27 protein-coding genes are annotated in these 24936 nt (G+C 65.8%); 15 read left to right on the top strand and 12 right to left on the bottom strand.

Annotated features, from left to right (window positions below; all coding sequences use genetic code 11):
* Positions 1 to 2: 2 nt before the first annotated feature.
* Both mca and J9315_RS10910 read left to right on the top strand, forming a co-directional pair.
* Positions 3 to 986 carry a mycothiol conjugate amidase Mca gene (gene mca / locus J9315_RS10915; protein WP_198498421.1) on the top strand — a complete coding sequence of 328 codons (984 nt, stop codon included), beginning with the start codon at positions 3 to 5 and terminating at the stop codon, positions 984 to 986.
* Entirely contained in the window at positions 983 to 1348 is a 366-nt protein-coding gene (locus tag J9315_RS10910; RefSeq protein ID WP_232623553.1) for a hypothetical protein, read from the top strand. The genes mca and J9315_RS10910 overlap by 4 nt, the downstream gene beginning before the upstream one ends.
* 150 nt (positions 1349 to 1498) lie before the next feature.
* On the opposite strand, the gene J9315_RS10905 is transcribed toward J9315_RS10910, so the two are convergent.
* Positions 1499 to 2272, bottom strand: coding sequence for a hemolysin III family protein (locus J9315_RS10905; RefSeq protein ID WP_198498422.1), 774 nt, complete (start codon positions 2270 to 2272; stop codon positions 1499 to 1501).
* Positions 2273 to 2448: 176 nt separating this feature from the next.
* On the opposite strand from J9315_RS10905, the gene J9315_RS10900 reads away from it, so the two are divergent.
* Complete coding sequence (locus J9315_RS10900) at positions 2449 to 3210, top strand: isoprenyl transferase (RefSeq protein WP_249120888.1); 762 nt, start codon at positions 2449 to 2451, stop codon at positions 3208 to 3210.
* A 42-nt stretch (positions 3211 to 3252) separates the two neighbouring features.
* Here J9315_RS10900 and J9315_RS10895 read toward each other — a convergent pair whose 3' ends face one another.
* Positions 3253 to 3981, bottom strand: coding sequence for a class I SAM-dependent methyltransferase (locus tag J9315_RS10895; protein ID WP_198498423.1), 729 nt, complete (start codon positions 3979 to 3981; stop codon positions 3253 to 3255).
* Positions 3982 to 4156: 175 nt separating this feature from the next.
* On the opposite strand from J9315_RS10895, the gene J9315_RS10890 reads away from it, so the two are divergent.
* Positions 4157 to 5464, top strand: coding sequence for a PhoH family protein (locus J9315_RS10890; protein WP_198498424.1), 1308 nt, complete (start codon positions 4157 to 4159; stop codon positions 5462 to 5464).
* A gap of 77 nt (positions 5465 to 5541) precedes the next feature.
* Here J9315_RS10890 and J9315_RS10885 read toward each other — a convergent pair whose 3' ends face one another.
* From J9315_RS10885 to glpX, 3 genes are all read right to left on the bottom strand, one after another.
* A complete protein-coding gene (locus tag J9315_RS10885; protein WP_137824715.1) occupies positions 5542 to 6945 on the bottom strand; it encodes a class II fumarate hydratase in 1404 nt (467 codons plus the stop codon).
* A gap of 80 nt (positions 6946 to 7025) precedes the next feature.
* Positions 7026 to 7652, bottom strand: coding sequence for a carbonic anhydrase (locus J9315_RS10880; protein WP_137824714.1), 627 nt, complete (start codon positions 7650 to 7652; stop codon positions 7026 to 7028).
* Positions 7653 to 7760: 108 nt separating this feature from the next.
* Positions 7761 to 8885: a class II fructose-bisphosphatase gene (gene glpX, locus J9315_RS10875; protein ID WP_137824713.1), complete on the bottom strand. Its 1125-nt coding sequence runs from the start codon at positions 8883 to 8885 to the stop codon at positions 7761 to 7763.
* 267 nt (positions 8886 to 9152) lie between these two features.
* Between glpX and J9315_RS10870 the strand changes: the two genes are divergently transcribed.
* The gene (locus J9315_RS10870; RefSeq protein ID WP_198498425.1) at positions 9153 to 9722 is read left to right on the top strand and encodes a DUF4245 family protein; all 570 of its coding nucleotides are present in this window, start codon (positions 9153 to 9155) and stop codon (positions 9720 to 9722) included.
* A 28-nt stretch (positions 9723 to 9750) separates the two neighbouring features.
* On the opposite strand, the gene J9315_RS10865 is transcribed toward J9315_RS10870, so the two are convergent.
* On the bottom strand, positions 9751 to 9987 hold the full coding sequence (locus J9315_RS10865; RefSeq protein WP_198498426.1) for an exodeoxyribonuclease VII small subunit: 237 nt from the start codon (positions 9985 to 9987) through the stop codon (positions 9751 to 9753).
* A gap of 2 nt (positions 9988 to 9989) precedes the next feature.
* On the bottom strand, positions 9990 to 11291 hold the full coding sequence (gene xseA / locus J9315_RS10860) for an exodeoxyribonuclease VII large subunit (protein ID WP_198498427.1): 1302 nt from the start codon (positions 11289 to 11291) through the stop codon (positions 9990 to 9992).
* A 176-nt stretch (positions 11292 to 11467) separates the two neighbouring features.
* On the opposite strand from xseA, the gene J9315_RS10855 reads away from it, so the two are divergent.
* Positions 11468 to 12526 carry a 4-hydroxy-3-methylbut-2-enyl diphosphate reductase gene (locus J9315_RS10855; protein WP_198500938.1) on the top strand — a complete coding sequence of 353 codons (1059 nt, stop codon included), beginning with the start codon at positions 11468 to 11470 and terminating at the stop codon, positions 12524 to 12526.
* Positions 12527 to 12612: 86 nt separating this feature from the next.
* Here J9315_RS10855 and J9315_RS10850 read toward each other — a convergent pair whose 3' ends face one another.
* On the bottom strand, positions 12613 to 13779 hold the full coding sequence (locus J9315_RS10850) for a DNA recombination protein RmuC (RefSeq protein ID WP_211977872.1): 1167 nt from the start codon (positions 13777 to 13779) through the stop codon (positions 12613 to 12615).
* A 73-nt stretch (positions 13780 to 13852) separates the two neighbouring features.
* On the opposite strand from J9315_RS10850, the gene ychF reads away from it, so the two are divergent.
* The 4 genes from ychF (at position 13853) to J9315_RS10830 (ending at position 17923) form a co-directional block, all read left to right on the top strand.
* Positions 13853 to 14938 carry a redox-regulated ATPase YchF gene (gene ychF, locus J9315_RS10845; RefSeq protein WP_137824708.1) on the top strand — a complete coding sequence of 362 codons (1086 nt, stop codon included), beginning with the start codon at positions 13853 to 13855 and terminating at the stop codon, positions 14936 to 14938.
* Between the two features lie 319 nt (positions 14939 to 15257).
* The gene (locus tag J9315_RS10840) at positions 15258 to 16502 is read left to right on the top strand and encodes an AAA family ATPase (protein WP_211977871.1); all 1245 of its coding nucleotides are present in this window, start codon (positions 15258 to 15260) and stop codon (positions 16500 to 16502) included.
* Positions 16499 to 17554: a hypothetical protein gene (locus J9315_RS10835; protein WP_211977870.1), complete on the top strand. Its 1056-nt coding sequence runs from the start codon at positions 16499 to 16501 to the stop codon at positions 17552 to 17554. The genes J9315_RS10840 and J9315_RS10835 overlap by 4 nt, the downstream gene beginning before the upstream one ends.
* A gap of 6 nt (positions 17555 to 17560) precedes the next feature.
* Positions 17561 to 17923, top strand: coding sequence for a hypothetical protein (locus J9315_RS10830; protein WP_211977869.1), 363 nt, complete (start codon positions 17561 to 17563; stop codon positions 17921 to 17923).
* Between the two features lie 138 nt (positions 17924 to 18061).
* Here the strand turns inward: J9315_RS10830 and J9315_RS10825 are convergent, their stop codons facing one another.
* Together J9315_RS10825 and J9315_RS10820 are read right to left on the bottom strand one after the other, a co-directional pair.
* On the bottom strand, positions 18062 to 18874 hold the full coding sequence (locus J9315_RS10825; RefSeq protein WP_211977868.1) for a restriction endonuclease: 813 nt from the start codon (positions 18872 to 18874) through the stop codon (positions 18062 to 18064).
* A 105-nt stretch (positions 18875 to 18979) separates the two neighbouring features.
* Complete coding sequence (locus J9315_RS10820; protein ID WP_211977867.1) at positions 18980 to 19279, bottom strand: hypothetical protein; 300 nt, start codon at positions 19277 to 19279, stop codon at positions 18980 to 18982.
* A 623-nt stretch (positions 19280 to 19902) separates the two neighbouring features.
* Here J9315_RS10820 and J9315_RS10815 point away from each other — a divergent pair.
* Positions 19903 to 20307 carry a hypothetical protein gene (locus tag J9315_RS10815; RefSeq protein WP_211977866.1) on the top strand — a complete coding sequence of 135 codons (405 nt, stop codon included), beginning with the start codon at positions 19903 to 19905 and terminating at the stop codon, positions 20305 to 20307.
* On the opposite strand, the gene J9315_RS10810 is transcribed toward J9315_RS10815, so the two are convergent.
* Together J9315_RS10810 and J9315_RS10805 are read right to left on the bottom strand one after the other, a co-directional pair.
* Positions 20294 to 21337, bottom strand: a complete 1044-nt coding sequence (locus J9315_RS10810; RefSeq protein ID WP_211977865.1) for a zinc-dependent alcohol dehydrogenase family protein — start codon at positions 21335 to 21337, stop codon at positions 20294 to 20296. The genes J9315_RS10815 and J9315_RS10810 overlap by 14 nt on opposite strands.
* 34 nt (positions 21338 to 21371) lie before the next feature.
* Positions 21372 to 22616: an MFS transporter gene (locus J9315_RS10805; RefSeq protein ID WP_211977864.1), complete on the bottom strand. Its 1245-nt coding sequence runs from the start codon at positions 22614 to 22616 to the stop codon at positions 21372 to 21374.
* A 137-nt stretch (positions 22617 to 22753) separates the two neighbouring features.
* Here J9315_RS10805 and J9315_RS10800 point away from each other — a divergent pair, with 137 nt between their 5' ends.
* The 4 genes from J9315_RS10800 (at position 22754) to J9315_RS10785 (ending at position 24869) form a co-directional block, all read left to right on the top strand.
* A complete protein-coding gene (locus tag J9315_RS10800) occupies positions 22754 to 23635 on the top strand; it encodes a helix-turn-helix transcriptional regulator (protein WP_211977863.1) in 882 nt (293 codons plus the stop codon).
* Positions 23636 to 23741: 106 nt separating this feature from the next.
* Positions 23742 to 24023: a type II toxin-antitoxin system RelE/ParE family toxin gene (locus J9315_RS10795; RefSeq protein WP_211977862.1), complete on the top strand. Its 282-nt coding sequence runs from the start codon at positions 23742 to 23744 to the stop codon at positions 24021 to 24023.
* Positions 24010 to 24312, top strand: coding sequence for a HigA family addiction module antitoxin (locus J9315_RS10790; RefSeq protein WP_198498450.1), 303 nt, complete (start codon positions 24010 to 24012; stop codon positions 24310 to 24312). The genes J9315_RS10795 and J9315_RS10790 overlap by 14 nt, the downstream gene beginning before the upstream one ends.
* Entirely contained in the window at positions 24309 to 24869 is a 561-nt protein-coding gene (locus J9315_RS10785; RefSeq protein WP_211977861.1) for a GNAT family N-acetyltransferase, read from the top strand. Before J9315_RS10790 ends, J9315_RS10785 begins: the two co-directional genes overlap by 4 nt.
* The last annotated feature ends 67 nt before the right edge of the window (positions 24870 to 24936 follow it).

The raw sequence follows: 24936 nt of genomic DNA, 5'->3' as shown, positions 1-24936 counted from the left end.
AAATGACTGCGCTTCCATATGAGGGTCTGCGTCTGCTGGCAGTTCACGCCCACCCCGACGACGAGTCGTCGAAGGGGGCCGCGACGAGCGCGAAGTACGCGGATCTCGGCGCGCGCGTCCTCATCGCCTCGATGACCGGGGGAGAGGCCGGCGACATCCTCAATCCGGCGCTCCTCCAATCGCCCAAGGCCACCCGCGACATCGCGGGACTGCGCCGTGAGGAGATGGCGGCCGCCGCTGCCGCGCTCGGCGCTGAGCACGTGTGGGTCGGCCACGTCGATTCGGGTCTGCCCGACGGCGACTTCGAGAACCAGACGCCGCCCGGCTGCTTCTACCGGGTGCCCGACGAGATCGCGATGCTGCCTCTCGTCCACATCATCCGGCAGTTCCGGCCCCAGGTGGTGACGACGTACGACGAGCTCGGCGGCTACCCGCACCCCGACCACATCAAGAACCACGCGGTGACGATGGCCGCCGTCGACGCCGCCGCAGATCCGCAGGCCTATCCCGAGCTCGGCGAGCCGTGGCAGGTGCAGAAGGTCTACTACAACCAGGACCTCTCGGCGAAGAAGTGGATCACGATCCACGAGAAGATGACCGAGGCCGGTCTCGAGTCGCCGTTCGCCGACCATATCGAGGACTTCAGGAAGCGCGATGCCGAACGCGTCAACTGGCTGTCGACGCGCATCGACTGCGTTGAGTACTTCGACGCCCGTGATCGCGCCCTGCTCTCCCACGCCACCCAGATCGATCCCGAAGGCGGGTTCTTCTCCGCCTCGCGGGTCGCGGCCCGGAAGTACTGGCCGACCGAGGAGTTCGAACTCGCCGTCGACCGCACCGACCGGCCGCCGCTGACTCCGGGCGTCGACTTCCAGGAGTCCGATCTCTTCGCCGGAGTCCGACGCGACGACGGCAGCACGGTCCCGGCCGAGGGCATGCTCCCGGCCTCACCCTCCGTCGACGAATACCAGGGAGAGAGCGCATGAGCGTCATGGCAACCGAGTCGAGCCTGTCAGCGGTCGCGGTGCTCGCGGCGACGGGGACGGCGACCCCGTCGGGTGGGCCCGATCCGGACCTCGTCACTCCGGGCACGATCGGCTTCCTCACGACGTTCGCGATCGTCGTCGTCGCGATCTTCCTCATCCGCGACGCCCTCAAGCGCGTGCGCCGGGTGCGGGCGCGGTCCCGGGCCAGCGACGCCTACCCGATCCCGCTGCGCAAGTACGCGGTGCCCAACCAGTCGAAGCTCTCCGGGGCCAACGCCCCCGAGGCCACCGGCGATTCTTCCGAATCCGACCAGGCCGATGCCGATGGTGGAACCGAGAAGACCCGGAAGCAGGACGGCTGAACCGCTGAGAGGCCCGGGGTGAGTGCCCATCCCGACCTCACCGGCAGTCCACAGCGCCGGATCCGATGATCGCCGAGGCGGTCGCCGGGTCCGGCGCTGTTGTGTGCGCTGTGTGCTCGGCCGGTGCGACGCCTGCGCGGCCGCCGGCGCTCAGTACGCCGCGACGGCCGCGACGAGGAGCGCGGCGAGGTGGCAGCCGTAGCCGGCGATCGTGAGGATGTGGAAGATCTCATGGAACCCGAGCCACCTCGGTGCCGGGTTGGGCCGTTTGATGCCGTAGATGACGGCACCGGCGATGTAGCAGACGCCGCCGACGACGATGAGGATGCCGACGGCCGGGATCGTCGTCCAGATCTGCGGGATGTAGCCGACCCCGGCGACGCCGAAGAAGACGTAGACGGGGACGAAGAGCCACCTCGGCGCGGTCGTGAAGATCGTCCGGAACGCCACCCCGAGGGCCGCCGCACCCCAGAGCACCGAGAGCAGGAGGATCGCCTGGTCCGGTCGGAGCATGAGGACAGCGAGCGGGGTGTAGGTCCCGGCGGTGATGAGGAAGATGTTCGCGTGGTCGAGGCGGCGGAGGATGAGGCGGGCGCGGGTCCGCCAGCGGCCGCGGTGATAGACCGCGGAGGTGCCGAAGAGGAGCATCCCGGTGACGGCGAAGACCGAGGCCGCCAGCCGCGATTCGATCGTCGGGGAGATGATGACGAGGGCGAACCCGCCGATCATCGCCAGGGGGAACGCTCCGGCATGGAACCAGCCGCGCAGCTTCGGCTTGACCTGTCCGGCGAGTTTGCCGAGCTCCGAGCGCAGCGCGGTGCGGCGCCGGGCGATCCGCACGGGATACGCGCCGCCGGAGCGGGGCTGGCGGTCCGGCGAATCGGGACGGTCGAGCGCAGGCGGGTCCGTGACGGGAGCGTTCATGGCTTCAATCTACTGGCTTCTCCTGGCAGGATCCCCAGCGGCCCATGTGCCGGTCGTGGCAGTTCAGCGCTGACCTCGGAGAGTCACCGGCTGAGACCGACCGCAGGTGAGGCGGTCGGAGGATAGTACTCTGGATGATGTTCGACCGACCGGGACCGCAGGAGAAAGAAGGCGACGTGGCACGACCGCTGAGCTTGCTCTACCGCCTCTACGAGCGGAGACTCCTGCGCGAGCTCGACACCTCGGTGCCCGTGCCCCGGCACGTCGGGGTCATCACCGACGGCAACCGCCGCTGGGCGAAGGAGTTCGGTGCGACGACCGCCGACGGCCATCGCGCCGGGGCCGACAAGATCGTCGAGTTCCTCGGCTGGTGCACGGAGGTCGACGTCGAGATCGTCACCCTCTACGTGCTCTCGAAGGAGAACCTCGCCCGCTCGGCCGACGAGGTGGCCGTGCTCATCGAGATCATCTCCGACATGGTCGAGCGGATCGCGAAGCTCGACGGGGTGTGGGTCCAGCTCGTCGGCGACCTCGACATCCTGCCGCCTGACCTGCGCGCCTGCCTCGAAGCCGCGGCCTCCTCGGACGGACGCGGGATGCGCGTCAACGTCGCCGTCGGCTACGGGGGGCGGCAGGAGATCGTCAACGCCGTGAAGTCCCTGCTGCGGACCCGGACCGACGACGGCGTCGACCTCGAGACGATCATCGCCGAACTCTCACCCGAGCAGATCGGGGCGCACCTCTACACGAAGGGTCAGCCCGATCCGGACCTCATCATCCGCTCCTCGGGCGAACAGCGGCTCTCCGGATTCCTCATGTGGCAGAGCGCGTACTCGGAGTTTTACTTCTGCGAAACCTATTGGCCCGACTTCCGGCGCACCGACTTCCTCCGCGCGGTCCGTGACTACGGGCTGCGCCAGCGCCGCTTCGGCCGGTAGACCCCGAGTCCCGGATCAACGCTTCGTCCGTGGTCGCCGGGCTCAGCGCTTCTGCGCGAGAAACACCCATTCGGCACCGGGGCGGTCCGGTGCGTCCCGGATGTCGCGGACGGCGAAGCCGGCGGCCTCGAGCGCCGAGGCGACCTCGCCCTGCTCATGGAAGCGCAGCCGGGAGCGCGAGCCGATGACATCGCCCGTGGCCGCGAAGCGGTAGAGGTGGGAGAAGGAGACGAACGGCAGGTCGACCTGACCCAGTGCCAGGGTCTCCGTGACCTCGCCGATGCCGTCGACGTCGAGGGTGCGCGGCTGGTGCCGTCCCCACGCCTCCCAGGCCCGGACGGCGGGGTCGCGGGTCTCGACGACGAGGTGACCACCGGAGCGCAGGCCGCGGGCGCAGTCGGCGAACACGGCGCGCAGGTCGTCGAGGCCGAGGAAGACCTGGGCGACGTTGCCGGTCATCGTCACGAGATCGGCGACAGCGGTGGGGATGTCCGCTGCGGTGCCGACGCGGTGATCGATGCTGAGCCCCTCCTCGGCGGCGTGCGCCTTCGCGAGATCGATCGACGCCCGGGCCGGATCGATGCCGAGGACGTGACGGCCGGCGCGGGCGAGCCTGCGGGCGAGCACACCGGTGCCGCACCCGAGGTCCATGACCGCCGATGCCGCGACCTCCTCGGCGAGTGAGGTGTAGAGGTCGAGATCGTCGCGGGGAGCGTCGAAGGCATCGTAGACGGCGACGAGCTGCGGGTTCTCGAAGATCGCATCGGCCATGGGCCGAAACTATCACCCATCCCATTCATGCGAAGTTCATGACGCGGATGCGCGTGCCGGTACCGGGACACGCCCGAGACCGGGGTTAGGTTGGCTGTAGTTGGTCGACACCAACCCGGGGTTCGGGGGATGTCAGGACTTGGACCTCGGCGCTACGCACGCAACAGGGGTCCTCATGGCCGAAAAGGTCCACACATACGTTCTCGACACCTCGGTGCTTCTCTCGGATCCGGGAGCACTGCTGAGATTCGCAGAGCATCACATCGTCATCCCTCTCGTCGTGGTCTCGGAGCTCGAGGCGAAACGGCACCATCCTGAACTCGGGTTCACCGCCCGCAAGGCCCTCCACATCCTCGACGACTTCCGCTCCGACTACGACCGTCTCGACGAGCCGATCCCCGTCGGCGATGCCGGGGGCACGGTGCGCGTCGAACTCAACCACATCGACGCCTCGACGATGCCCGTCGGCTTCGACCGGTCGGAGAACGACACGCGGATCCTCGCGGTCGCCCGCAACCTCGCCGCGGAGGGCCACGACGTCGTCGTCGTGACGAAGGATGTGCCGATGCGCGTCAAGGCCTCGGCGCTCGGCCTCCAGGCCGAGGAGTACCTGGCCGAACTCGCCACGGATTCGGGATTCACGGGGATGAGCGATCTCGCACTCGGCGATGAGGAGATGTCGGAGTTCTACGATTCGGGGTCGATCCAGACCGATGCGGTGGCCGACGAGGTCGTCAACACCGGCGTCGTCATCACCTCACCGCGGGGGTCGGCTCTCGGCCGGGTGCGGGCGAACAACACGGTCAGCCTCGTGCGCGGGGACCGGGACATCTTCGGCGTCCACGGGCGGTCGGCCGAGCAGCGGGTGGCCATCGACATGCTGCTCGATGACGAGTTGGGCATCGTGTCGCTGGGTGGGCGAGCCGGAACGGGGAAGTCCGCGCTCGCTCTCATGGCGGGGCTGCAGAAGGTGCTCGAGGAGAACAAGCACTCGAAGATCATGGTCTTCCGCCCGCTCTACGCCGTCGGCGGCCAGAACCTCGGCTACCTGCCCGGCAGCGAGGGGGAGAAGATGAACCCCTGGGCCGAGGCGGTCTTCGACACGCTCAGCGCGCTGGTGAGCAAGAACGTCATCGACGAGGTCGTCAACCGGGGGATCCTCGAGGTGCTGCCGCTCACGCACATCCGCGGCCGGTCGCTCCACGATGCTTTCGTCATCGTCGATGAGGCGCAGTCGCTCGAACGCAATGTGCTGCTCACTGTGCTCTCGCGCATCGGGATGAACTCGAAGGTCGTGCTCACCCACGACGTCGCGCAGCGGGACAATCTGCGGGTGGGGCGCCATGACGGGATCGCCGCGGTCATCGAGAAGCTCAAGGGCCACGACCTCTTCTCGCACGTCACGCTCACCCGTTCGGAGCGCTCGGACATCGCCGCCCTCGTCACCGACGTCCTCGAGGAGTTCGACCCGTTCCGGTCCTAGGGTGTGCTCAGACGCGACAGCGCCCGTCGGCGGTCGGTGGTGACCGGCGGCGGGCGCTGTGCGGTGAGCGGCTCAGCTCACTTGTAGGTGCCGATCATCGTCATGACGTCGAGCGCCTTGTCGAGGTCGGCCTCGGTGATCGAGCCGTTCTCGACGAAGCCGAGATCGATCGTCGCCTCCTTGACGGTCATCTTGTTCGCGACCGCGTGCTTGGCGATCTTCGCGGCGTTCTCGTAGCCGATGACCTTGTTGAGCGGGGTGACGATCGACGGGGACGCCTCGGCGAGGAAGCGCGCCCGCTCGACGTTCGCGGTCAGCCCGTCGATCATCTTCTCCGCCATCACCGTCGAGGCGTTGGCGAGCAGGCGGATCGACTCGAGGAGGTTCGAGGCCATGACGGGGATGCCGACGTTGAGCTCGAACGCGCCGTTCGTCGACGACAGGGCCACGGTCGTGTCGTTGCCGATGACCTGGGCTGCGACCTGGATCGTCGCCTCGCAGATGACCGGGTTGACCTTGCCGGGCATGATCGAGGAGCCGGGCTGGAGGTCGGGGATGGCGATCTCGCCGAGGCCGGTGTTCGGTCCCGAGCCCATCCACCGCAGGTCGTTGCAGATCTTCATGTAGCCGTAGGCGATCGTGCGCAGCTGACCCGAGGCCTCGATGAGGCCGTCGCGGTTGGCCTGGGCCTCGAAGTGGTTGCGGGCCTCGGTGATCGGCAGGCCGGTCTCCTCGGCGAGGATCTCGACGACGCGCGAGGAGAACCCGTCAGGGGTGTTGATGCCGGTGCCCACGGCGGTTCCGCCCTGCGGCACCTCGGCGACGCGGGGGAGAGCCGATTCGATGCGCTCGATGCCGTAGCGGACCTGCGCGGCGTAGCCGCCGAACTCCTGGCCGAGGGTGACCGGGGTGGCGTCCATGAGGTGGGTGCGCCCGGACTTGACGACCGAGGCGAACTCCTCGGCCTTCTTCTCCAGCGACGTCGCCAGCGTGTCCATGGCCGGGATGAGCGTTGTCACCAGGGCCTTCGTCACGGCGACGTGGACCGAGGTGGGGAAGACGTCGTTCGACGACTGCGAGGCGTTGACGTGGTCGTTGGGGTGGACGTCGATGCCCTTGTCGGCCAGGGCCTTCGTCGCCAGCGTCGCGAGCACCTCGTTGGTGTTCATGTTCGACGAGGTGCCGGATCCGGTCTGGAAGACGTCGATGGGGAACTGCGCATCGTGCTTGCCGGCGATGACCTCGTCGGCGGCGTTCTCGATCGCCTCGGCGCGGTCGGCGTCGAGGACGCCGAGCTCCCGGTTGGCCTTGGCCGCTGCCTTCTTCACCTGCGCGAGGGCGGCGATGTGCGCGGATTCGAGCGTCTTGCCGGAGATCGGGAAGTTCTCGACGGCGCGCTGGGTCTGCGCGCTGTAGAGGGCGTCCTTGGGAACCTTCACTTCACCCATGGTGTCGTGTTCGATGCGGAACTCTTCGCTCATGCTTGGGCACTGTCCTTTCGTGATGGTGTGTGCGGCCGCGACGTGCTGACGCCGCGGCGCCCTCACGTTCCGGCCGCGGGTCAGGAAGCGTAGGTCGAGACCGCGGCCTCGTCGCCTCCGTACTGGGCGACGACGGTCGTGTGACCGTCGTGGAGCTGGTAGGTCATGCCGACGATGATGAGTCGGCCCTCCTCGACGGCGCGGGAGATCAGCGTGGAGAGCTGCATGATCTTCTCGACGGTGTCGATGGTGTTCTGCACGACAGTCTCATTGACGGTGGTGCGGTGGTTCTTCCGCGCCCGGGCCACGGTCGGGAGGATGCGGGCGACGACGTCGGAGATGAACCCGGGCGGGGTCTCCCCGGTGTCGTAGGCGTTGTAGGCCGCCGTCACCGCCCCGCAGCTGTCGTGGCCGAGGACGACGAGCAGGGGAGTGCCGAGCATTTCGACCCCGTACTCGAGCGAACCGAGGGTGACGGGGTCGATGACCTGTCCGGCATTGCGCACGACGAACATGTCACCGATCCCGACGTCGAAGATCATCTCCGCGGCCACCCGGGAGTCGGCGCAGCCGAAGAGGGTGACGAACGGCTTCTGGTCCGCCGTCACCGCCTCGCGGCGGGCCGTGTCCTGGTTGGGATGTTCGGGCTCGTCGTTGACGAACCGGCGGTTGCCTTCCTGCAAGCGCTTCCAAGCCTGATTGGGCATTGCGTCCTGACCTGCTTCCCTGGGCCGGTGATGGTGGAGCGAGCGGCATCGCACCCGCTGTGTCTGGGACCGGCGCCGGGGCGACCGGCACCGGTGATGGAGTTCGGGTCAGACGAGTCCGCGGCGGGCGGCCTCTTCGGCGGCCTCGACGTAGGAGTGGGTCTTCGCCGACTGGTGCTCGGCGAAGACCGAGCGCACGGTGCCGGACTTCGACCGCATGACGAGCGAGTGCGTCGAGACGTGGCTGCCGTGGAACTTCACGCCGTCGAGCAGGTCGCCCTGGGTGATGCCGGTGGCGACGAAGTAGCAGTTGTCCCCGGTCACGAGGTCATCGGTGCCGAGCACCTGGTCGATGTCGAGGCCGGCCTTCGCCGCGGCTTCGCGCTCGCTGTCGTCCTGCGGCCACAGGCGGCCCTGGATGACTCCGCCGAGGGCCTTGATCGCACACGCGGTGATGATGCCCTCGGGGGTGCCGCCGATGCCCATGAGCATGTCGACGCCCGTGTCGGGTCGGCAGGCGGCGATGGCGCCGGCGACGTCGCCGTCGGTGATGAGACGGATGCGGGCGCCGGCGGCGCGGATCTCCGCGATCGTCTTCTCGTGGCGGGGGCGGTCGAGGATCATCACCGTCACCGAGGCGGGATCCTTCGTTCCCTTCGCCTTGGCGACGCGGCGGATGTTCTCCGCGATCGGCAGGCGAAGGTCGACGGCGTCGGCGGCGGCAGGGCCGGTGACGAGCTTCTCCATGTAGAACACGGCCGACGGGTCGTACATCGCGCCGTCTTCGGTCACGGCCATGACGGAGATCGCGTTGGGCATGCCGAGCGCGGTCAGGCGGGTGCCGTCGATCGGGTCGACGGCGACATCGCAGCGGGCTCCGCCGCCATCGCCGACCTGCTCGCCGTTGAAGAGCATCGGCGCTTCGTCCTTCTCGCCTTCGCCGATGACGACGGTTCCGGCCATGCGGACGCTGGAGATGACATTGCGCATCGCGGCCACGGCGGCGCCGTCGGCGGCGTTCTTGTCCCCGCGGCCCACCCAGGGGGCGGCGGCGATGGCGGCGGCTTCGGTGACGCGCACGAGTTCGAGGGCGAGGTTGCGGTCGGGAGCATCGGCTCCGACCTGGGCCTGCTGGGACCATGCGTCGGTGACTGCGACGGGTGGCGCTTCCGCGTCCACTCGGCCCCGATCATGATGCGATTTCACGTCAACTGAATCCTGTGGGTCACTCATGCCTCCAATTGTGCCACCCTCCTCAGGTGGTCTCCGACACCTCCTCGGTGAGTGCTGACACCTCTTCGGATGCGGAGCGACAGCCGACCACGTCGAGCGGCTGAGTGTCGGTTGCCCAACGGTGCACCCGTGCGCCGGCGGGGTCAGGGGCACCGCCGATTGGCCCCTGGTGGGCCGCACGGGGACAATGGAGGGGTGAATGTCCGTTCCACCACCGACGAAACGGGTTCCCGGCAGCAGCAGGGGACCGGCCGCGAAGGAGTTTCCATGTCCGACCAGTCCGGAGTCGTCCTTCCCGGGTCGCGGGAAGAGATGCGTCTGCTGCGGAAGAACTCGAACTGGGTGAACATGACCGTGGCGATCATGGCCTGCCTGGCTCTCGTCGGCGGTGTTCTCCTCCTCGCCCCGCAGCCGGAGGTCAACTCCGAACGGGTCGTCGACTACCGCGCGATCGCCGAGGCGTCCCAGGCCAACACGGACTATCCACTCGTCGTTCCCGACGTGCCCTCGGGGTGGACGTCGAATGAAGCGAACCTCGACCGCATCGGCGACACCGGCGTCACCTCGTGGTACGTGTCGTTCCTCGGGCCCGACGATCAGTGGGTGAGCATCGAGCAGGCGCAGGCGTCGCAGGCCTGGGCCGACGGTAGGGTCCAGGATGCGACCGCCGCCGAGACCGTCGATGTCAGCGGCTACACCTACCAGGTGTACCGGACCGATGATGCGAAGGTGCAGTGGGTGACGTCGAAGGGCGACGTCTTCGTCGTCATCACGGCGATCGCCACTCCGGACACGGTCAACTACTTCGCCGATCAGGTGTCAGCCGACCTCGCCTGAGCCGTGACTGCAGCTGAGGCGGGCACCGTCATTCGTCGTCGGTGCTGTCCTCGCGGGCCTTGTCGAGGCGTTCGCGCGCACCGTCGAGCCACGCCTGGCACCGATCGGCCAGGGCCTCTCCGCTTTCCCAGAGGCGCAGCGACTCCTCGAGGGGCAGGTTGCCGGCCTCGAGGCGCTTGACCGTGGTGACGAGCTCCTCACGTGCCTGTTCGTAGCTCAGCGTGCTGATGTCGGGTTCGCTCTGCTGGGTTGCGGGTTCGGTCATGGTCAGCTCCTTGTCTCTTCTGTGGCATCGTCGATGGTCGTCACCTCGGCGTCGAAGCGTCCGCGGGCGACTCTGATGTGGACGGTCGATCCAGTGTGGACTTCGTCGGCATCGCGCACGGCCTGACCGCTGTCCGTCTGCACGACCGCGTAGCCGCGTTCGAGGGTGCGCAGCGGCGAGAGCGACCGGGCCTGCGACCGCAGATGGTTGATCTCGTTCTGTCCCTGGTTGAGCTGACCGAACATCGCCTGCAGGCTGCGGCGCCGGAGCATGAGGAGTTCGTCCTCCCGGGCATCGACCATCGTCTGGGGTTCGGCGAGGACAGGTCGCGAGCGCACGGCGGTGAGCATCTCCTGCTCGCGGTCGATGATGCGATTGACTGCGGCATCGAGCATGGCCCGGGCATTGAGGATGCCCATGGCCTCCTCGGCGACGTCGGGGACGATGCGCTTGGCGGCATCGGTCGGTGTCGACGCGCGGAGATCGGCGACCTCGTCGAGGATGGGGCGGTCTGCTTCGTGGCCGATCGCCGAGACGACCGGTGTCTGAGCATTGGACACGGCGCGCACCAGCGCTTCGTTGGAGAACGGGAGGAGGTCCTCCATGCTGCCGCCGCCGCGGGCGATGACGATGACGTCGATCGTCGGATCCGCGTCGAGCTCGGCGAGGTTCTTCATCACTCCGGGCACGGCGTCGGGCCCCTGAACTGCGGTATTGCGGATCTCGAAGTCGGCGGCGGGCCAGCGGAGGTGGACGTTGCGCACGACGTCCTTCTGGGCATCGGAATCGCGTCCGGTGATGAGCCCGATGCGATTCGGGAGGAACGGCAGGCGCTTCTTGCGGTTGGGGTCGAACAGGCCTTCGGCGGCGAGCTGCTTCTTCAGCCGTTCGAGACGGGCGAGGAGCTCGCCGAGCCCGACGGCGCGGATGTCGTTGGCGCGCATCGTCAGGCGGCCGGTCTTCGTCCAGAAGTCGGCCTTGAGGTTCGCGACGACATGGCTGCCTTCGGACAGCTGCGCTCCCGTGCGGTCGAGGACGTTCTTCCAGATCTGGACGGGCAGGGACATCTCGACGTCGGTGTCACGCAGCGTGAGGTAACTGGCCTTGCCGCGATGGTTGAGTTCGACGACTTGGCCTTCGATCCACACGCTCGACATGCGGTCGATGTAGGACTTCATCTTGTTCGACAGCACACTGAGCGGCCACGGGTTCTCCGCGGTGGTCTCCGCCGCCGTCGCCGGCAGCTCCTGCGGGTCGACGGACTCGCCGAGCGTCCCGGGGGTGCCGGATATTCGTTGCGCCATGTCATCTCCTTGTCCCGACCCAGCCTAACGAACGCCTCGGACATGGAGGGTCAGCGCCGCCAGGCGGGTCACGGGCAGCAGTCGGGCAAGGTGACTGCCTGTGGAATGGTTCACCTTTGTGGCTGATGCTCAGCCGCGACACTTAGACTGTTCCTGTGACTGCCGTTTCTGTTCCCATGCCCACGATCCCGCGCAAGCGCATCGCCCCGGACGATATTCGGACCCCGGCCGGCAGCGACCAGAAGGTGCTGCTCGCCGCTCCGCGCGGCTACTGCGCCGGAGTCGATCGCGCCGTGATCGCGGTCGAGCGCGCGCTCGAGCACTACGGGGCCCCCATCTATGTGCGCAAGGAGATCGTCCACAACCGGCACGTCGTCGAAACATTGTCGGAGCGCGGCGCGATCTTCGTCAATGAGACCGATGAGGTTCCCGAGGGCGCGCGAGTCGTGTTCTCCGCTCACGGTGTCTCCCCGGCCGTGCACGCCGAGGCGGCCGCCCGCGATCTGGCGACGATCGACGCGACGTGCCCGCTGGTGACGAAGGTCCACCGGGAGGCCGTCCGGTTCGCTCGCGACGGCTACCGCATCCTCCTCGTCGGCCATGCCGGTCACGAAGAGGTCGAGGGCACGATGGGCGAGGCCCCGGACCACATCACGCTCATCCAGAACCCGGAGGAAGCGAAGACCGTCGAGGTCGAGGACACAGAGAACCTCGTGTGGATCTCGCAGACGACGCTGAGCGTCGACGAGACCATGGCGACCGTCGACATCCTCCGTCAGCGCTTCCCGCAGCTGCAGGATCCGCCGAGCGATGACATCTGCTACGCCACACAGAACCGTCAGGTCGCGGTGAAGAAGATCGCCCCGCAGGCCGATCTCGTGCTCGTCGTCGGGTCCGCGAACTCATCGAACTCAGTGCGCCTCGTCGAAGTCGCTCTTGAGCACGGGGCGAAAGCGGCCCACCGCATCGACTTCGCCCGCGAGGTCGACGAGACCTGGTTCCACGACGTCGCCACCGTCGGCGTCACCTCGGGAGCGAGCGTCCCCGACGGCCTCGTGCAGGAGCTGCTCGGACTTCTCGCCGACTACGGCTTCGCGTCGGTCGAGGAAGTCGTTACCGCCGAAGAGGATCTCATGTTCTCGCTGCCGCGGGAACTGCGCAAGGATCTCAAGGCGGCAGGCAAGAAGACGTCGAACAAGCGCGACGGCGCTGACCGTCAGCACGACATCATCTGAGCTGTTCGCCCCTTAGCCGGACGCGTGAGCTGTTCGACCCTCACCGGACGCGCTGATCGGCCGGATGGCGTCACTGTGTGCTCGTCTCAGTCTGTGCCGGTGTGCCTCCTCCTCAGCTGTGGCGGATCGTCTGTGGCGAAGCTCGGGCGTGAGAGTTCGGCTGCACTGACGCCACGCGCTCGGGAGTCGAGTTCGGCGACCGCGTCGAGTTCCTCGCTGACGATGCCCGTCGACGGGAACTTCCGGGCCGTGACGAGGAAGCGCGATTCGAACGAGGAGACGAACCGGTTGTAGTCCTCGACGGAGCGGTCGAGGCTCGAACCCATCTTCGACACATGCGAGACGAGTGTGCCGACGCGTTCGTAGAGTTCCGTGCCGAGACGCAGGACCTCAGCCGCCGACGTGCTCATCTCCGCCTGCCGCCAGTTGAGCGCGACGGTCTTGAGCAGGACGAGGAGCGTGGCAGGGGAGGTGAGGACGACGTTCTTGCCCAGGGCATGATCGATCATCTTCGGATAGGTCGCGGCCGCGGCCGAGAGCAGACCGTCGGTGGGGACGAAGCACACGACGAAGTCCGGTGCGGTCTCGAACGCCTTCCAGTACTCCTTCGACGCGAGCGCATCGACATGGCGCAGGAGCGCGCGGGCATGACTGCCGTCGGCCTCCTCTCCCTCGCCGATCCGCGCCGACAGCGGGGTCTTCGCATCGATGACGATGGTGCCCCCGCCGGGCAGATGCACGATCATGTCGGGACGGTGGCGCTGTCCATCGCGTTCGACGCTGACCTGCGCATCGAAGTCGACGTGGGGGAGGAGTCCCGCGTATTCGACGATGCGCCGCAGCTGCACCTCGCCCCAATCGCCGCGCTGCGTCGTGGAGTTCAGAGCATTCGCGAGCGACCCGGTCGATTCCTGCAGCCGCAGATTCTGCTGGCTCAAATGCGAGATCTGGGCGTTGAGCCGCGTGATCTGCTCGACCTGAGCCCTGTCCTGAGTGCGGACGCTCTCGTGCAGCTGCCGGACACTGGCGGCGAGGGGGCCGATGGCCGCAGTGATCTCGCCGGCCATCTGGGCGTCGGCTTCGAGGTCCTCGGTCCGGGTGGAGAGGATCTGGGAGGCCGTCTCCGCGCGGGTCAGGCGCTCGACGTAGCGGGAGCGGGTGAGGGCGCGGCCGAGGAGGAACCCGAGGGCAGCGCTGAGGAGGATCGCCAGGAAGAAGGCGGCAATGACGCCGGCGGCGGGAAATGCATTCATGACTTCAGGGTGACAGACGGCACGGACACGAGGATTCGGGGACCGCCTCGGCGCCGGGATAGACTTGACTACCGTGGCACTGACAATCGGAATCGTGGGACTGCCCAATGTCGGCAAGTCGACCATGTTTAATGCACTGACCAAGAACCAGGTTCTCGCGGCGAACTATCCGTTCGCGACGATCGAGCCGAATGTGGGCGTTGTGCCCCTGCCGGATGCGCGGCTGACGCGCCTGGCCGAGATCTTCGGGTCGGAGCGGATCCTCAACGCGACCGTCGACTTCGTCGACATCGCCGGAATCGTGCGCGGTGCCTCCGAGGGTGAGGGGCTGGGCAACCAGTTCCTTGCGAACATCCGCGAAGCCGACGCGATCTGCCAGGTCATCCGCGGTTTCGTCGATGACGATGTCGTCCACGTCGACGGCAAGATCAGCCCGGCCGATGACATCGACACGATCAACACCGAGCTCATCCTCGCCGACCTCCAGACGCTGGAGAAGGCGCGCCCGCGGATCGAGAAGGACGTCAAGGGCAAGCGGGCGCCGGCCGAGCTGCTCACGGCGATGGATGCCGCCACGGAGATCCTCGAGAGCGGGCGGACGCTCTACCAGGCGATGCACACGGACAAGTTCGACGTCTCGCCGCTGCGGGAGCTTCAGCTGATGACGACGAAGCCGTTCCTCTACGTCTTCAATGTCGATGACGAGGTGCTCGGCGATGAGGCGAAGAAGGACGAGATGCGGGCGCTGGTGGCCCCGGTCGAGGCGATCTTCCTCGATGCGAAGTTCGAGTCCGAGCTCGCAGAGCTCGACGAGGACGAGGCGCGGGAGATGCTCGAGTCGACCGGTCAGGAGGAGAGCGGACTCGATCAACTCGCCCGCGTCGGGTTCGACACGCTCGGTCTCCAGACCTATCTGACCGCAGGGCCGAAGGAATCGCGCGCGTGGACGATCCCGAAGGGTGCGACTGCCCCCGAGGCGGCCGGAGTCATCCACACCGACTTCCAGAAGGGCTTCATCAAGGCCGAGGTCGTCTCCTTCGACGATCTCGACGCCACCGGCTCGATGGCGGCCGCCAAGTCCGCCGGCAAGGTGCGGATGGAAGGCAAGGACTACGTCATGGTCGATGGGGACGTGGTGGAGTTCCGCTTCAACGTGTGAACTTGGCGCTACTGAGTTCGTGTCGGGCTAGCGGTCTGCTTCGCGATCCCGTCCACACCACATCGGTTTGCCCCTTCGCGGGACTATGGCTCTGCCCGTCTGGTCTCTGGGGGCGCGTGAGACCCGCGAGGCGATTGGCAACCGCGCCTCTTCGTTGATCCCGGTGGCTAGGGCCGGTTCGGCGGCTCGGTGCGCCGCGAGTCGCCCACAGCTGCCAGCGATCGACGCAACGACGGATAGGTGAGACACGTCCCCGGGATGCGTCGCGGGGGCGTGTTGCCACGCGGAGTTGCCGGAACTCGCAGATATACTGCCGGGCGTGAGCAACACGAGCGACGAGGTAGACCTTAGCTACGGCTCGATTTTGCGAGTGAGGAGAGTTGACGAGGAAGCCGGCCTGGTCTGGTTCGACCGTCGCGATGGCGCCTCGGGCTGGTTTCGCCAGTCGCTGATGGACAATGTTGAGGCTGGCCAGATCCTCTACGTTCCCGACGAGGTCGACGATGACGACCCGGTCAGGTTGCTCACCGAAGAAGACTGGCTGATTCGCGGGGGAGACGTTGCAACCGTGAGTTTGATCAGCGAGGATGGATCGACCGCCGTGCTTGAAATCAACGGCAGGCTCCAGACATTCGCTCAGCGCGAGACGACCCCTTTCGTCAAAGGGCAGACACTTGCCGTCGATGTGGACGGTCGACCAGGGCCAGTTTTGAGTAGCAAGCCCATCGACCGTTTCGGCCGCGCCGAGGACGAGCTCGATCCCACGAGCTTCGTTAAAGACCCGGGTGAGGTCTCTTTGGCCGACTTTGGGGGTTCGAGCGCGTTGGTCGAGCGAGCGCTTGAACTGGCGCGCGTCGCTCTTGATCCTGTGCAGCGTCTTCAACGAATCGGCGTTAACCCTGTGAAGGGCATCCTCTTTAGCGGTCCGTCTGGCACCGGCAAGACGCACCTTGCTCGTGTTTTGAGCAAAGAGATCGGCACTCGCTTCTACTTGGTCGACGGGCCGGAAATTATCAACAAGTGGGTGGGCGAGAGCGAGCAACGGCTGCGGTCGTTGTTCCGGCACGCCGAGGAACACGCCCCTGCCATCATTTTCTTTGACGAGCTCGACAGTATTGTAGCCAGTCGAGGAGATGACGCCCCGGAGTATGCGAGCCGCTTCGTCTGGCAGTTCCTAACGGCCCTTGACGGGTTCGACGCCAGAAAGGGCGTGCTAGTGATTGCCTCCACCAACCTCCCCGGCGCGCTCGATACCGCACTTCTTCGACCCGGGCGACTTACATACAAACTCGAGTTTGAGGGTAACCCCAGCCCCGAAGATCGACTGAAGATCCTTCAGGCATCTGCCCGCGGGGTACATGGTGCCGACTGTGCCGACTGGCAACTCTTGGTCGAAACTACCGACCGTTGGAGCGCAGCAGAACTGGCAATGATCTGGACCGAGGCCGGTGTGTTGGCGGTGCTTGACGAGCGAGATGAACTCTGTGCTGAAGACGTCACTGCCGGGCTAGCGCGGGCCGCTCGCAACCGCGAAATCTCCCGACGCCAGGAGGGGCGTGAATGAGCATTCTCACCATCGTTAAAGCTCCCTTCATCGCAGTTGGACGTGCTTGGCGGCGGCGACGGCAGTCCCAGGAGTGGAAGCACAAGCGCCGTGAGTTCGTGTACCTCGACGAGACCAGTGTCACCAGCTTGGTGGCCGCTCGGCACGGCTCGGTGCCCGAGTCGTTCAAAGACACTCTCAGTGCCACCACCTCCTCCGACGCGGGTACCTCGCTCGCGCTTCCGTCAACGCCCGCGGGTCCCGGGTTAGGCATGTCAACGCGATCGGCATCCTCTCGAACCACATCGCAAGAGGTGGTGCGCCGTGCGGTCGCCCAGGGCACCTTCCGCACACTACGGATCGGCGACGCAGACCTGAGAGTCTCAGTCGAAGACCAGCCAGATCGTCCGAAGCCGGCAGCAGTTGCCACCGTAAAGTCCTTGGCACATCACCTCCCTAAGCTCGAGAAACAACGCCGTGCAGTGCGCGCCCAAGACCTCCTCCGTGGGGACGTCGTCGAGGTCCAAGTCGAACTCAGCCCCGAGTGGAGCTACCAGTTCACGGCAGCCGTGTCATCGATGATCGACCTTGTCGAAGGGCGCGCCGAGATGTTTGGCATTGAGGAGAGCGCCGTGGGAGAGGTTCAGCGGGTACTCGAATTGCTATCTCGTCTTCTCGTTGACTTGGTGCCCCTCCAAGCCCGTGTGACCAGCCACCGCGTGGTCGTGGTCGAGGACGCTTCATGGCTCGTCGACGCGTCAATGATCGCTAACGGTAGCGTGCTCGACCACGATGCGAGCGAAGTACACCTCGTGGGAGTGACGGAGCTGCCGCTCTATTGGAAGGACGTTCGCCGCGTACTCTTCGGCGACTCGGCCTACTCGGTCTACGCTCGGCTATCCAGACCTGGGATCCAGACATCCTGGTCACCGGTCAAGCTCGCTGATGTCTTCGACCGCTTCCTCCCCGAGGTCGGGGACCAAATTCGCGATCTCTCGTACCTGTTCGAGAAGGCTCGAAGTGTTACTCAGCAGGCTGACGCCCCAGCGGTTTCCGAGGTACTCCGCGACTAAGCGCTTGTGCCGTTCGGACGCGACCTCGCCCAGCTGACAACCCGGGATACCTCAGCGGAAATGCTTTCGGAGGTCTCCACAGACGCTGCAAAATCCGTAGGCACGTTAGAGGAACTGCGGGACATCGGGATCGTGCGAAGAGGGTTCGAAAAGGTAGTCGCGGCGGTCGAGGCTTCTCCTTCACTCGCCGAGTCAACCGAGCCGGCTCCGATCGACCGGCAACTGGTGCGGACGCTTCGACAGGCGTACCAGGCCGTCGCGCGACTCGCATTGCTCAACGAGTCGGCTGTCACCGACGGGCCAGAAGGTAACGTAGAGAACGCGCCAGTGAACTTCCTTGAGGCCGAAGTGGTAGCGATTTACTGGTGATTTTGTAATGGTCGTCGTGGGTCATGACGTTGTGGTTACCGCATCGGGGATGGCGGACCGGGCGCACGACTGCACGATGAAGCATCTAAGTAGCCATCTCGCAATAGGAAGTCCCCCGTGTGGTTCGATCATTATTCGTCAGCTGTCGAGGTTGTGCCAGTCGTCCCCCAGCACCCAGCGCACAGCGGAGATCCGTCCCGAGAGGTAGCCCCACGCCCAGTCTGACTCCACATCCTTCGCTAGCTCTTCCTTGCCGTACTGCTCCTCGACTTGGCGCTTTGCTGCGAGCATTCCGGCTTTGATGTTATCGGGCCAATCGTAGTGGTCCACGTTCTCGTCCGCCGGTTTGCGCCCGTACCAGAGCCGATCCATGAGCATTGACTCGGCCTCCAGAATCTCTGACACCCGTCGCAGCGTGCTCGTCCCAACATCGTGCTTGAAAGCTAGATCTAGGTTCTGCTCAACGAGTCGAAGGAGCTGCGGCTTCTCCCATATGCGGATCCGGAAGGGCGGATTGTTTGAGCGCTGGTAGTCCGCGATCCAATCCTTAGCCCCGTTGGTGAGATAGCCGGATGCAATGAAGAGGAGCACTGACGGGCGCTCAGCACTGGCCCAGGCGATGGCCCCCTGGAGCACGTCGGGAGGAACGCCGCGCTTGTAGTGCTTGCAGTCGACGAACCAGCGCTCCTCGTACTCGTGCCCGTCAATGTCCTTCATGGACCGGCGCGCGACGATATCTCGGCCACGATCGGACGGCGATGCGGCGAGCGGAGTCCCCTTTCTCCAGTCCACATTGGAGAAGCCACTCTCGGCCATGAGATCGAAGCAGAACTCTTCGAAATCGGTGGGCGATAGCCCTTCGAAGTCAAGGGAGCCGAGGGCGAAGTCGCGCTCAGGCCCGGCGACGTCCATCGCCTCATCGTCGAGTGGTTGTTCGGGCACCTTCTCCATGTAGTCAGTATATGAAGCGCCACACTGAGGAAGCCCGGCCTACGCTTGGCCTGCCCGCCTGGTACTAGGACTCGTCTGTGATTACCCGGGGGACATGATGTTGGACTAGTTCTTCACGATTGGCGGCCCGGAGCGCCCTGGCTCCCAGATCTCCCAGCCGATCTTCTCGCCAAGGTCGCCGAAGCAGCCCTGGACGCCGAGGCGGTGGACGCAGGACCACCAGGCCTCCAGCTCGTCGGCGATTCGGCCCCGCAGTCGGGCCTCGTACTCGTTCAGCGCCTGATTGTCTCCATAAGGGACTTCGGCGATCTCTCGATTTGTGGTCCTCACGTGGAACTCGACTCGCTCCCAGTACTCGGACGGTGGATCGTCCGAGCCGGGCTCGTTGGTGGCGAGGACGTCCAAGTGGTGGAAGCGCCCCGACTTCCCGTACCGAGCGAACGTCGCGAAGAGAAGCGGGAGCGTGGTGCTTCCGCTGATCCGATCAAAGAGACTCTCCGCGTACCCGGTGTGGGTGGACCGCGTCAGGCCGCGTTCGATCGCCGTGTCGAGCAGCTGACTTAACCTCTGGATGTCGTGGCCCCGGTCCGTCTTTGAGGGTCTTCTTGGAGGGCCATGAGCCCGCGGCCTCGACCTCGGTGCAGCCGAGCATGACCTTCATGGCCTTCTCCACGCCGATGCTACCCAGAGTGAATACGCCATCACCGTGCAGGGAGACGAAGCGAAGGCTTCGGATCGCCTCCACGGAGTCGCGCAGGAGGTTGCGCACTGACCCGGCCTCCCCAAGGAGCGCGAACCCCTGACGCGTCGACAACGCCGGGTGCAGTCCCGGTCGGCGCCCCTGCGACGGACTCAATGCCATTCCCTCGGTCCTCCTCGCGCGCCTGTGGTCACCCTCTTGCCCAGGATAGGCGTGCGATGGCGCATCACGAGCGACGTACGCTCGCCAAAGCGCGAGTCGCTGTCGCCAAAGGTGATTCGGCTACGGAACGTGGTGGAGTTCCGCTTCAACATCTAGTTCGCTGTTTTTGATTCCGACGGACGAGCTATTCGCTGCGGCGCCTGAGTTCGAAGATGCCCAGTTCCTGGTTGTGGAGCTGCGTCGGCGCGGTGACTCGAAGTGTGTCAACAGCACGATCGCGATGTCATGGCACTTGATCACCTCGAGCACCGGCATCACCTCGCCGAAGTCGACTTTCTCCAACTCCTCGTGGGGAGCTGTGGGCGGCGTGGGCGAGCACGACAAGGTCGATGCGCTGGGCCGCTGCTTCGATGAAAGTCGGGTCGGTGGCGTCAGCAGCGAACAGCGCGACGCGGGAGGACAGGAACTCCCGGTCCCCGTCGCGGGCGAGTGCATGGATGGCGAGGCCGTTTGTCGTCGCAACGGCGGGCAGTGCAACTCCGCCGCCGCTCACAGGGTTACGGACGGATAAGGACCTTCAGACTCCGTCGCTCGTCCATGTCGCGGTATCCGTCCGGGACACCGTCGAGATCCGTCTCGACATCGAAGACCTCGCCGGGGTTGATGGTGCCATCGAGGATGTCAGGCATGAGGTCCTCGATGTAAGCGCGGACCGGAGCGGGTCCGCCGGCGAGGCGGATGTTGTGCCGGAACAAGCTGCCGAATCCGATCGGGGCGTCTTCGTACTGCGGGACACCGACTCGGCTGATCACACCGCCTGGGCGGACGACGCCGAGCGCCTGCTCGTAAGCCGGCAAATGGCCGACGGCCTCGAGCACGGCGTGGGCGCCGTGGCCGGCGGTGAGGTCTCGGACCTTCGCGATGCCCTCCTCGCCGCGCTCGGCGACGATGTCGGTGGCCCCGAACTCGCGTCCGAGGCTGGTGCGGCCAGTGTGACGACCCATCAGGATGATCTGTTCTGCGCCGAGTCGCTTGGCGGACAGGACTGCCATGAGGCCGACCGCGCCGTCGCCGATCACCGTCACGCGCTGACCGGGCGTGACTCCGGCCATCTTCGCGGCGTGGTGACCGGTGCCGAGCACGTCGGCCAGGGTCAGCAGCGAGGGGACGAGCGCTGAGTCTTCGGCGACGGGCAGCTTCACCAGGGTGCCGTCCGCGAGCGGAATGCGGATGGCTTCGGCCTGGCCGCCCTCGTCGGCGATGCCGTCGAGGAAAGTCGCCTCGTGGTGGATGCAGGAGGTCTGGAGACTCTCACGGCAGAACTCGCACACGTTGTCCGAGATAGCGAACGGGGAGACGACCAAATCGCCCTTCTTCAGAGTGGTGACCTCGCTGCCGAGATCTTCGATTACGCCGATGAGCTCGTGGCCCATGCGGGCAGGGCCATTCTCATGGGTCATCTGGTGGTAGGGGTGCAGGTCTGAGCCACAGATGCAGGACGCGGTGACACGCACCAGAGCGTCTGTCGGATGCTTGATGATCGAGTCGGGGACATCCTCGATCCGGACGTCGCCTGCTTTGTACATGAGCGTTGCGCGCATGGTGTGTTCTCCTTCGTGGGGTGATGTTGAGTGGTCAGACGGACCGGGTTGGCTCGGCGATGCTTCTGCGTGTCATGACCGCGAGGACGAATGCCGGAATCAGGGACAGCGCGACGATCACCGTGCCCGCGACCGGGGGACCGGACAGGCCCAGCGAAGTGGTCAGGGTGGCTCCGGCGATGGTGGTGCCGATGGCGGTACCGGCGTTGAATGCTGCGACAGCGAGTCCTGAGCCGAGAGTGGCCGCGCGGCCGGCGTAGCCGACGGCGAGGTGGATGAGCACACTGTTGGCGCTGAGTCCGAATGCCCCCAGCAGCACGACGAGCACGACGGTGGTCCAGGTCGACCCAGGCAGCAGGGACATCGCCAGCAGCACGAGCGTCGTCAGCGCGGGGGCCGCGATCGTCACGGCGTGGGCATGCTTGTCGCCCAGTCGTCCGCCGAGTAGGGTGCCGAGGAAGGAGCAGATGCCGAAACCTGCCAGCACCAGCGGCACGAGACCAGCAGAAACTCCGGCCTGGATGGTGAGAATCGGTGCGATGAACGAGTACGCGGCGAGCACGCCGCCCGTGGTGGTCAGGCAGGCGGCCAACACGAGCCAGAGGCGCGGTGTTCGCAGATCCGCGAGCCCGGACAGCACGGAAGACTCCTCGGGCTGTGCCTCGTCCGCCGGGACCAGTCGGGCGACGAATACCACGGCGACCGCCGCGGCGATCCCGAGCGCCCAGAAGGTGCCCCGCCAGCCTACATGTTGGGCGAGGTACGCTCCGATCGTAACTCCAATCACTGTGGCCAGCGAACCTCCGGCGGCGACCACTCCCACCGCGGAGGACTTCAACGACGAGCCGACGACGTTCGAGGCCACGACTGCGGAGACGGCCCAGAAGGCGCCGGTGGCGAGTGCGGTGACGAAGCGCGCGCCGGTGAGGACTGTGAGGTCCTCGGCGAGCGCGACGACCAGATGCCCGGCGACGAACACGATCAGTGCGATGAGGAGCGTGAGCTTCTTCGACAGCCGCAATGTCACCATAGTCAGCAGCGGTGCGCCGATGACCATGCCGGTTGCGAACACTGTGATCAATGACCCGGCTTGGCCGAGCGAGATGTCCAGGTCGCCGGCGATCTCGGGCAGGATGCCCGCGATCACGAACTCGGTCGTGAGCATCAGGAACGTGCCCAGCGCCAGGACGTAGACGACGAGCGGAAGGCGGAGTTTGGGCGTGTCGTCACTGGGTGCGGTTTGCGTCGGGATGAAAGCCGTGGCGGCTTCGTTGTGCATGGATACCTCATTGACGGTTGGACGATGTTTGCTCGATATCCATTTGGCATCCGTTCGCGCAGGCAGGGAAGGTCGAGTTCATAGGGGGTAGAAGATCGACCCCCCTTCGCGCATGGGAACCCTTCTACTCTTGAACCATGGACAATCGCGACGACATCAAAGGCTTCCTTTCCAGCCGCCGCGCGAAGCTGACGCCCGATATGGTCGGGCTTCCTACCAGCACTCGCCGGCGTGTGCCGGGACTGCGCCGCGAAGAGGTCGCTGTTCTCGCCGGGGTGAGCACCGAGTGGTACACCCGCCTGGAGAAGGGCCACATCGGCGAAGTGTCTGCCGAGGTCCTCGACGCGGTCGCCGAAGCGCTGCGACTCGATGACGACGAACGCACCTACCTGAACGACCTCGCCCGCGCCGCCAAGCCCACCCACCGGAGGTCTGTCCGTCGCCGCGAGGTCCCGATCGCGCCACAGGTGCAGTGGATGCTCGACTCGATCATCGGCTCCGCCGCTTTCGTGCGCAATGGGCGCCTCGACGTCATCGGCTCCAATGCCCTCGGTCGCGCTCTGCACTCACCGATGTTCGCCAGCCCTACCTCTGTGGATGGGACAGCGAACTTCGCCCGCTACCACTTCCTCGACGAAGGATCCAAGGACTTCTTCATCGACTGGGAGTCAGGAGCCGCCGTAACTGTGGCGCTCCTGCGGGCCGAGGCCGGACGCGATCCTTACGATAAGATCCTGCGCGAACTCATCGGCGAGCTGTCCACGGCAAGTGAGGCGTTCTCCGCATACTGGGCCTCCCATGACATCCGCATCCGACACGAAGGCACTAAGCGCCTGCAGCACCCCGAGGTTGGCGAGATCGAATTGACATACCAGTCAGTCGGTCTCCCCACGGGCAAGCGCGCCAGGCATGACCTGTCGATCTACACGGCTGAACCCGGCTCGCCGCACGAGGAAAGCTTGAAGCTGCTGTCGAGCTTGGCGGCTCCAAGCCAGGGAGCGCACCCGACGACGCGCTGACGGCTGACGCGCGTCAGCCAAACTGCAGAGGTTGGAATGTGCCGGAACTCGGTGGATCCGGTTTGACGTCTAGCGTTATTGACGGAACCCGTCATACACTGGAGTCGTGATCAGATCGTTCGGCGACAAGGAGACCGAGCGGCTGTGGCACCGTGAACGCGTGCGCTCGATCGATCCGAGGATTCTCCGAGTCGCGTTGCGCAAGCTGCGTCAGGTGGGGTCCGCAGAGTACCTTGTGGACCTCCGTGTCCCGCCCGGCAATCGGCTCGAGGCACTCAAGGGTGATCGGGCCGGTCAGCACAGCATCAGGATCAACGACCGGTGGCGGATCTGCTTCGCGTGGACCGACGCCGGACCAGAGGAGGTGGAGATCGTTGACTACCACTGACAAGATCGAGCCGATCCACCCAGGGGAGGTCCTCATGGAGGACTTCATCGAGGGATTCGGTATCACCCAGAACAAACTCGCCGTGTCGATCGGCGTCCCTCCCAGGCGGATCAATGAGATCGTGCACGGCAAGCGCGGGATCACCGCAGACACCGCACTGCGTCTCGCGCGGTACTTCGGCACATCTGCGGAATTCTGGATCAACCTGCAGAGTCACTACGAGCTCGACCGTGCGGAAGAACTCGCGGGGGAGCAGATCGCTTCGATCACCCCGCTGAGCGTCGCGTGAGTGGCATTGGTTGGGTCGCTGAGCTCGACCAGCAAGTGCCCGATGATCTGGCTCGTTTGCTTGCTGCAGTTCCCGAAAGGTTCGGGCAGTCTGAGTCCAACGCCGAGTACATCGAGGCCGCACGTTCGAAAGAGACTTGGACGGTCCGGGACGACCGAGACCGTGTCGTTGGCGTCACGCTGGTCGAACGTCACTTCGCTCACGTTGCCGAGGTGCATCTAATCGTCGTCGATCGGGCAGTTCATGGGGCGGGTGTCGGCACCGCGATGCTGCGGGCTATTGAGGACGACGCGGTTCGCCGCCGCGTGGCCTTGTTGCAGGTGAAGACTCTGGGGGCCTCGCATTCGGACCCGCATTACGCCCGCACGCGGCAGTTCTACGAGAAGTGGGGTTTTCTCCCGCTGGAGGAGACCGATCTCTGGGGTGAAGCCACGCCATGCCTGATCATGGTCAAGCCACTCTCTGTAGGCGCGCGAGGTTGGTTTGGCACCAAAACTCGGTGGAGCTCCTGGCCTTTGACGGATCTCGTTCCTTCGCTATTGAACGCGATACGCTGATCGACACCAGAGTAGGAAATCGCTGATGAAGTCAGGGATTCGCTGATCATTGCGATGGAGCTGAAGC

Source organism: Brevibacterium sp. W7.2 (assembly GCF_018137945.1).
GTDB lineage: Bacteria > Actinomycetota > Actinomycetes > Actinomycetales > Brevibacteriaceae > Brevibacterium > Brevibacterium sanguinis.
The sequence above is the reverse complement of the archived record's forward strand: the minus strand, read 5'-3'. Positions and strand labels throughout refer to the sequence as shown.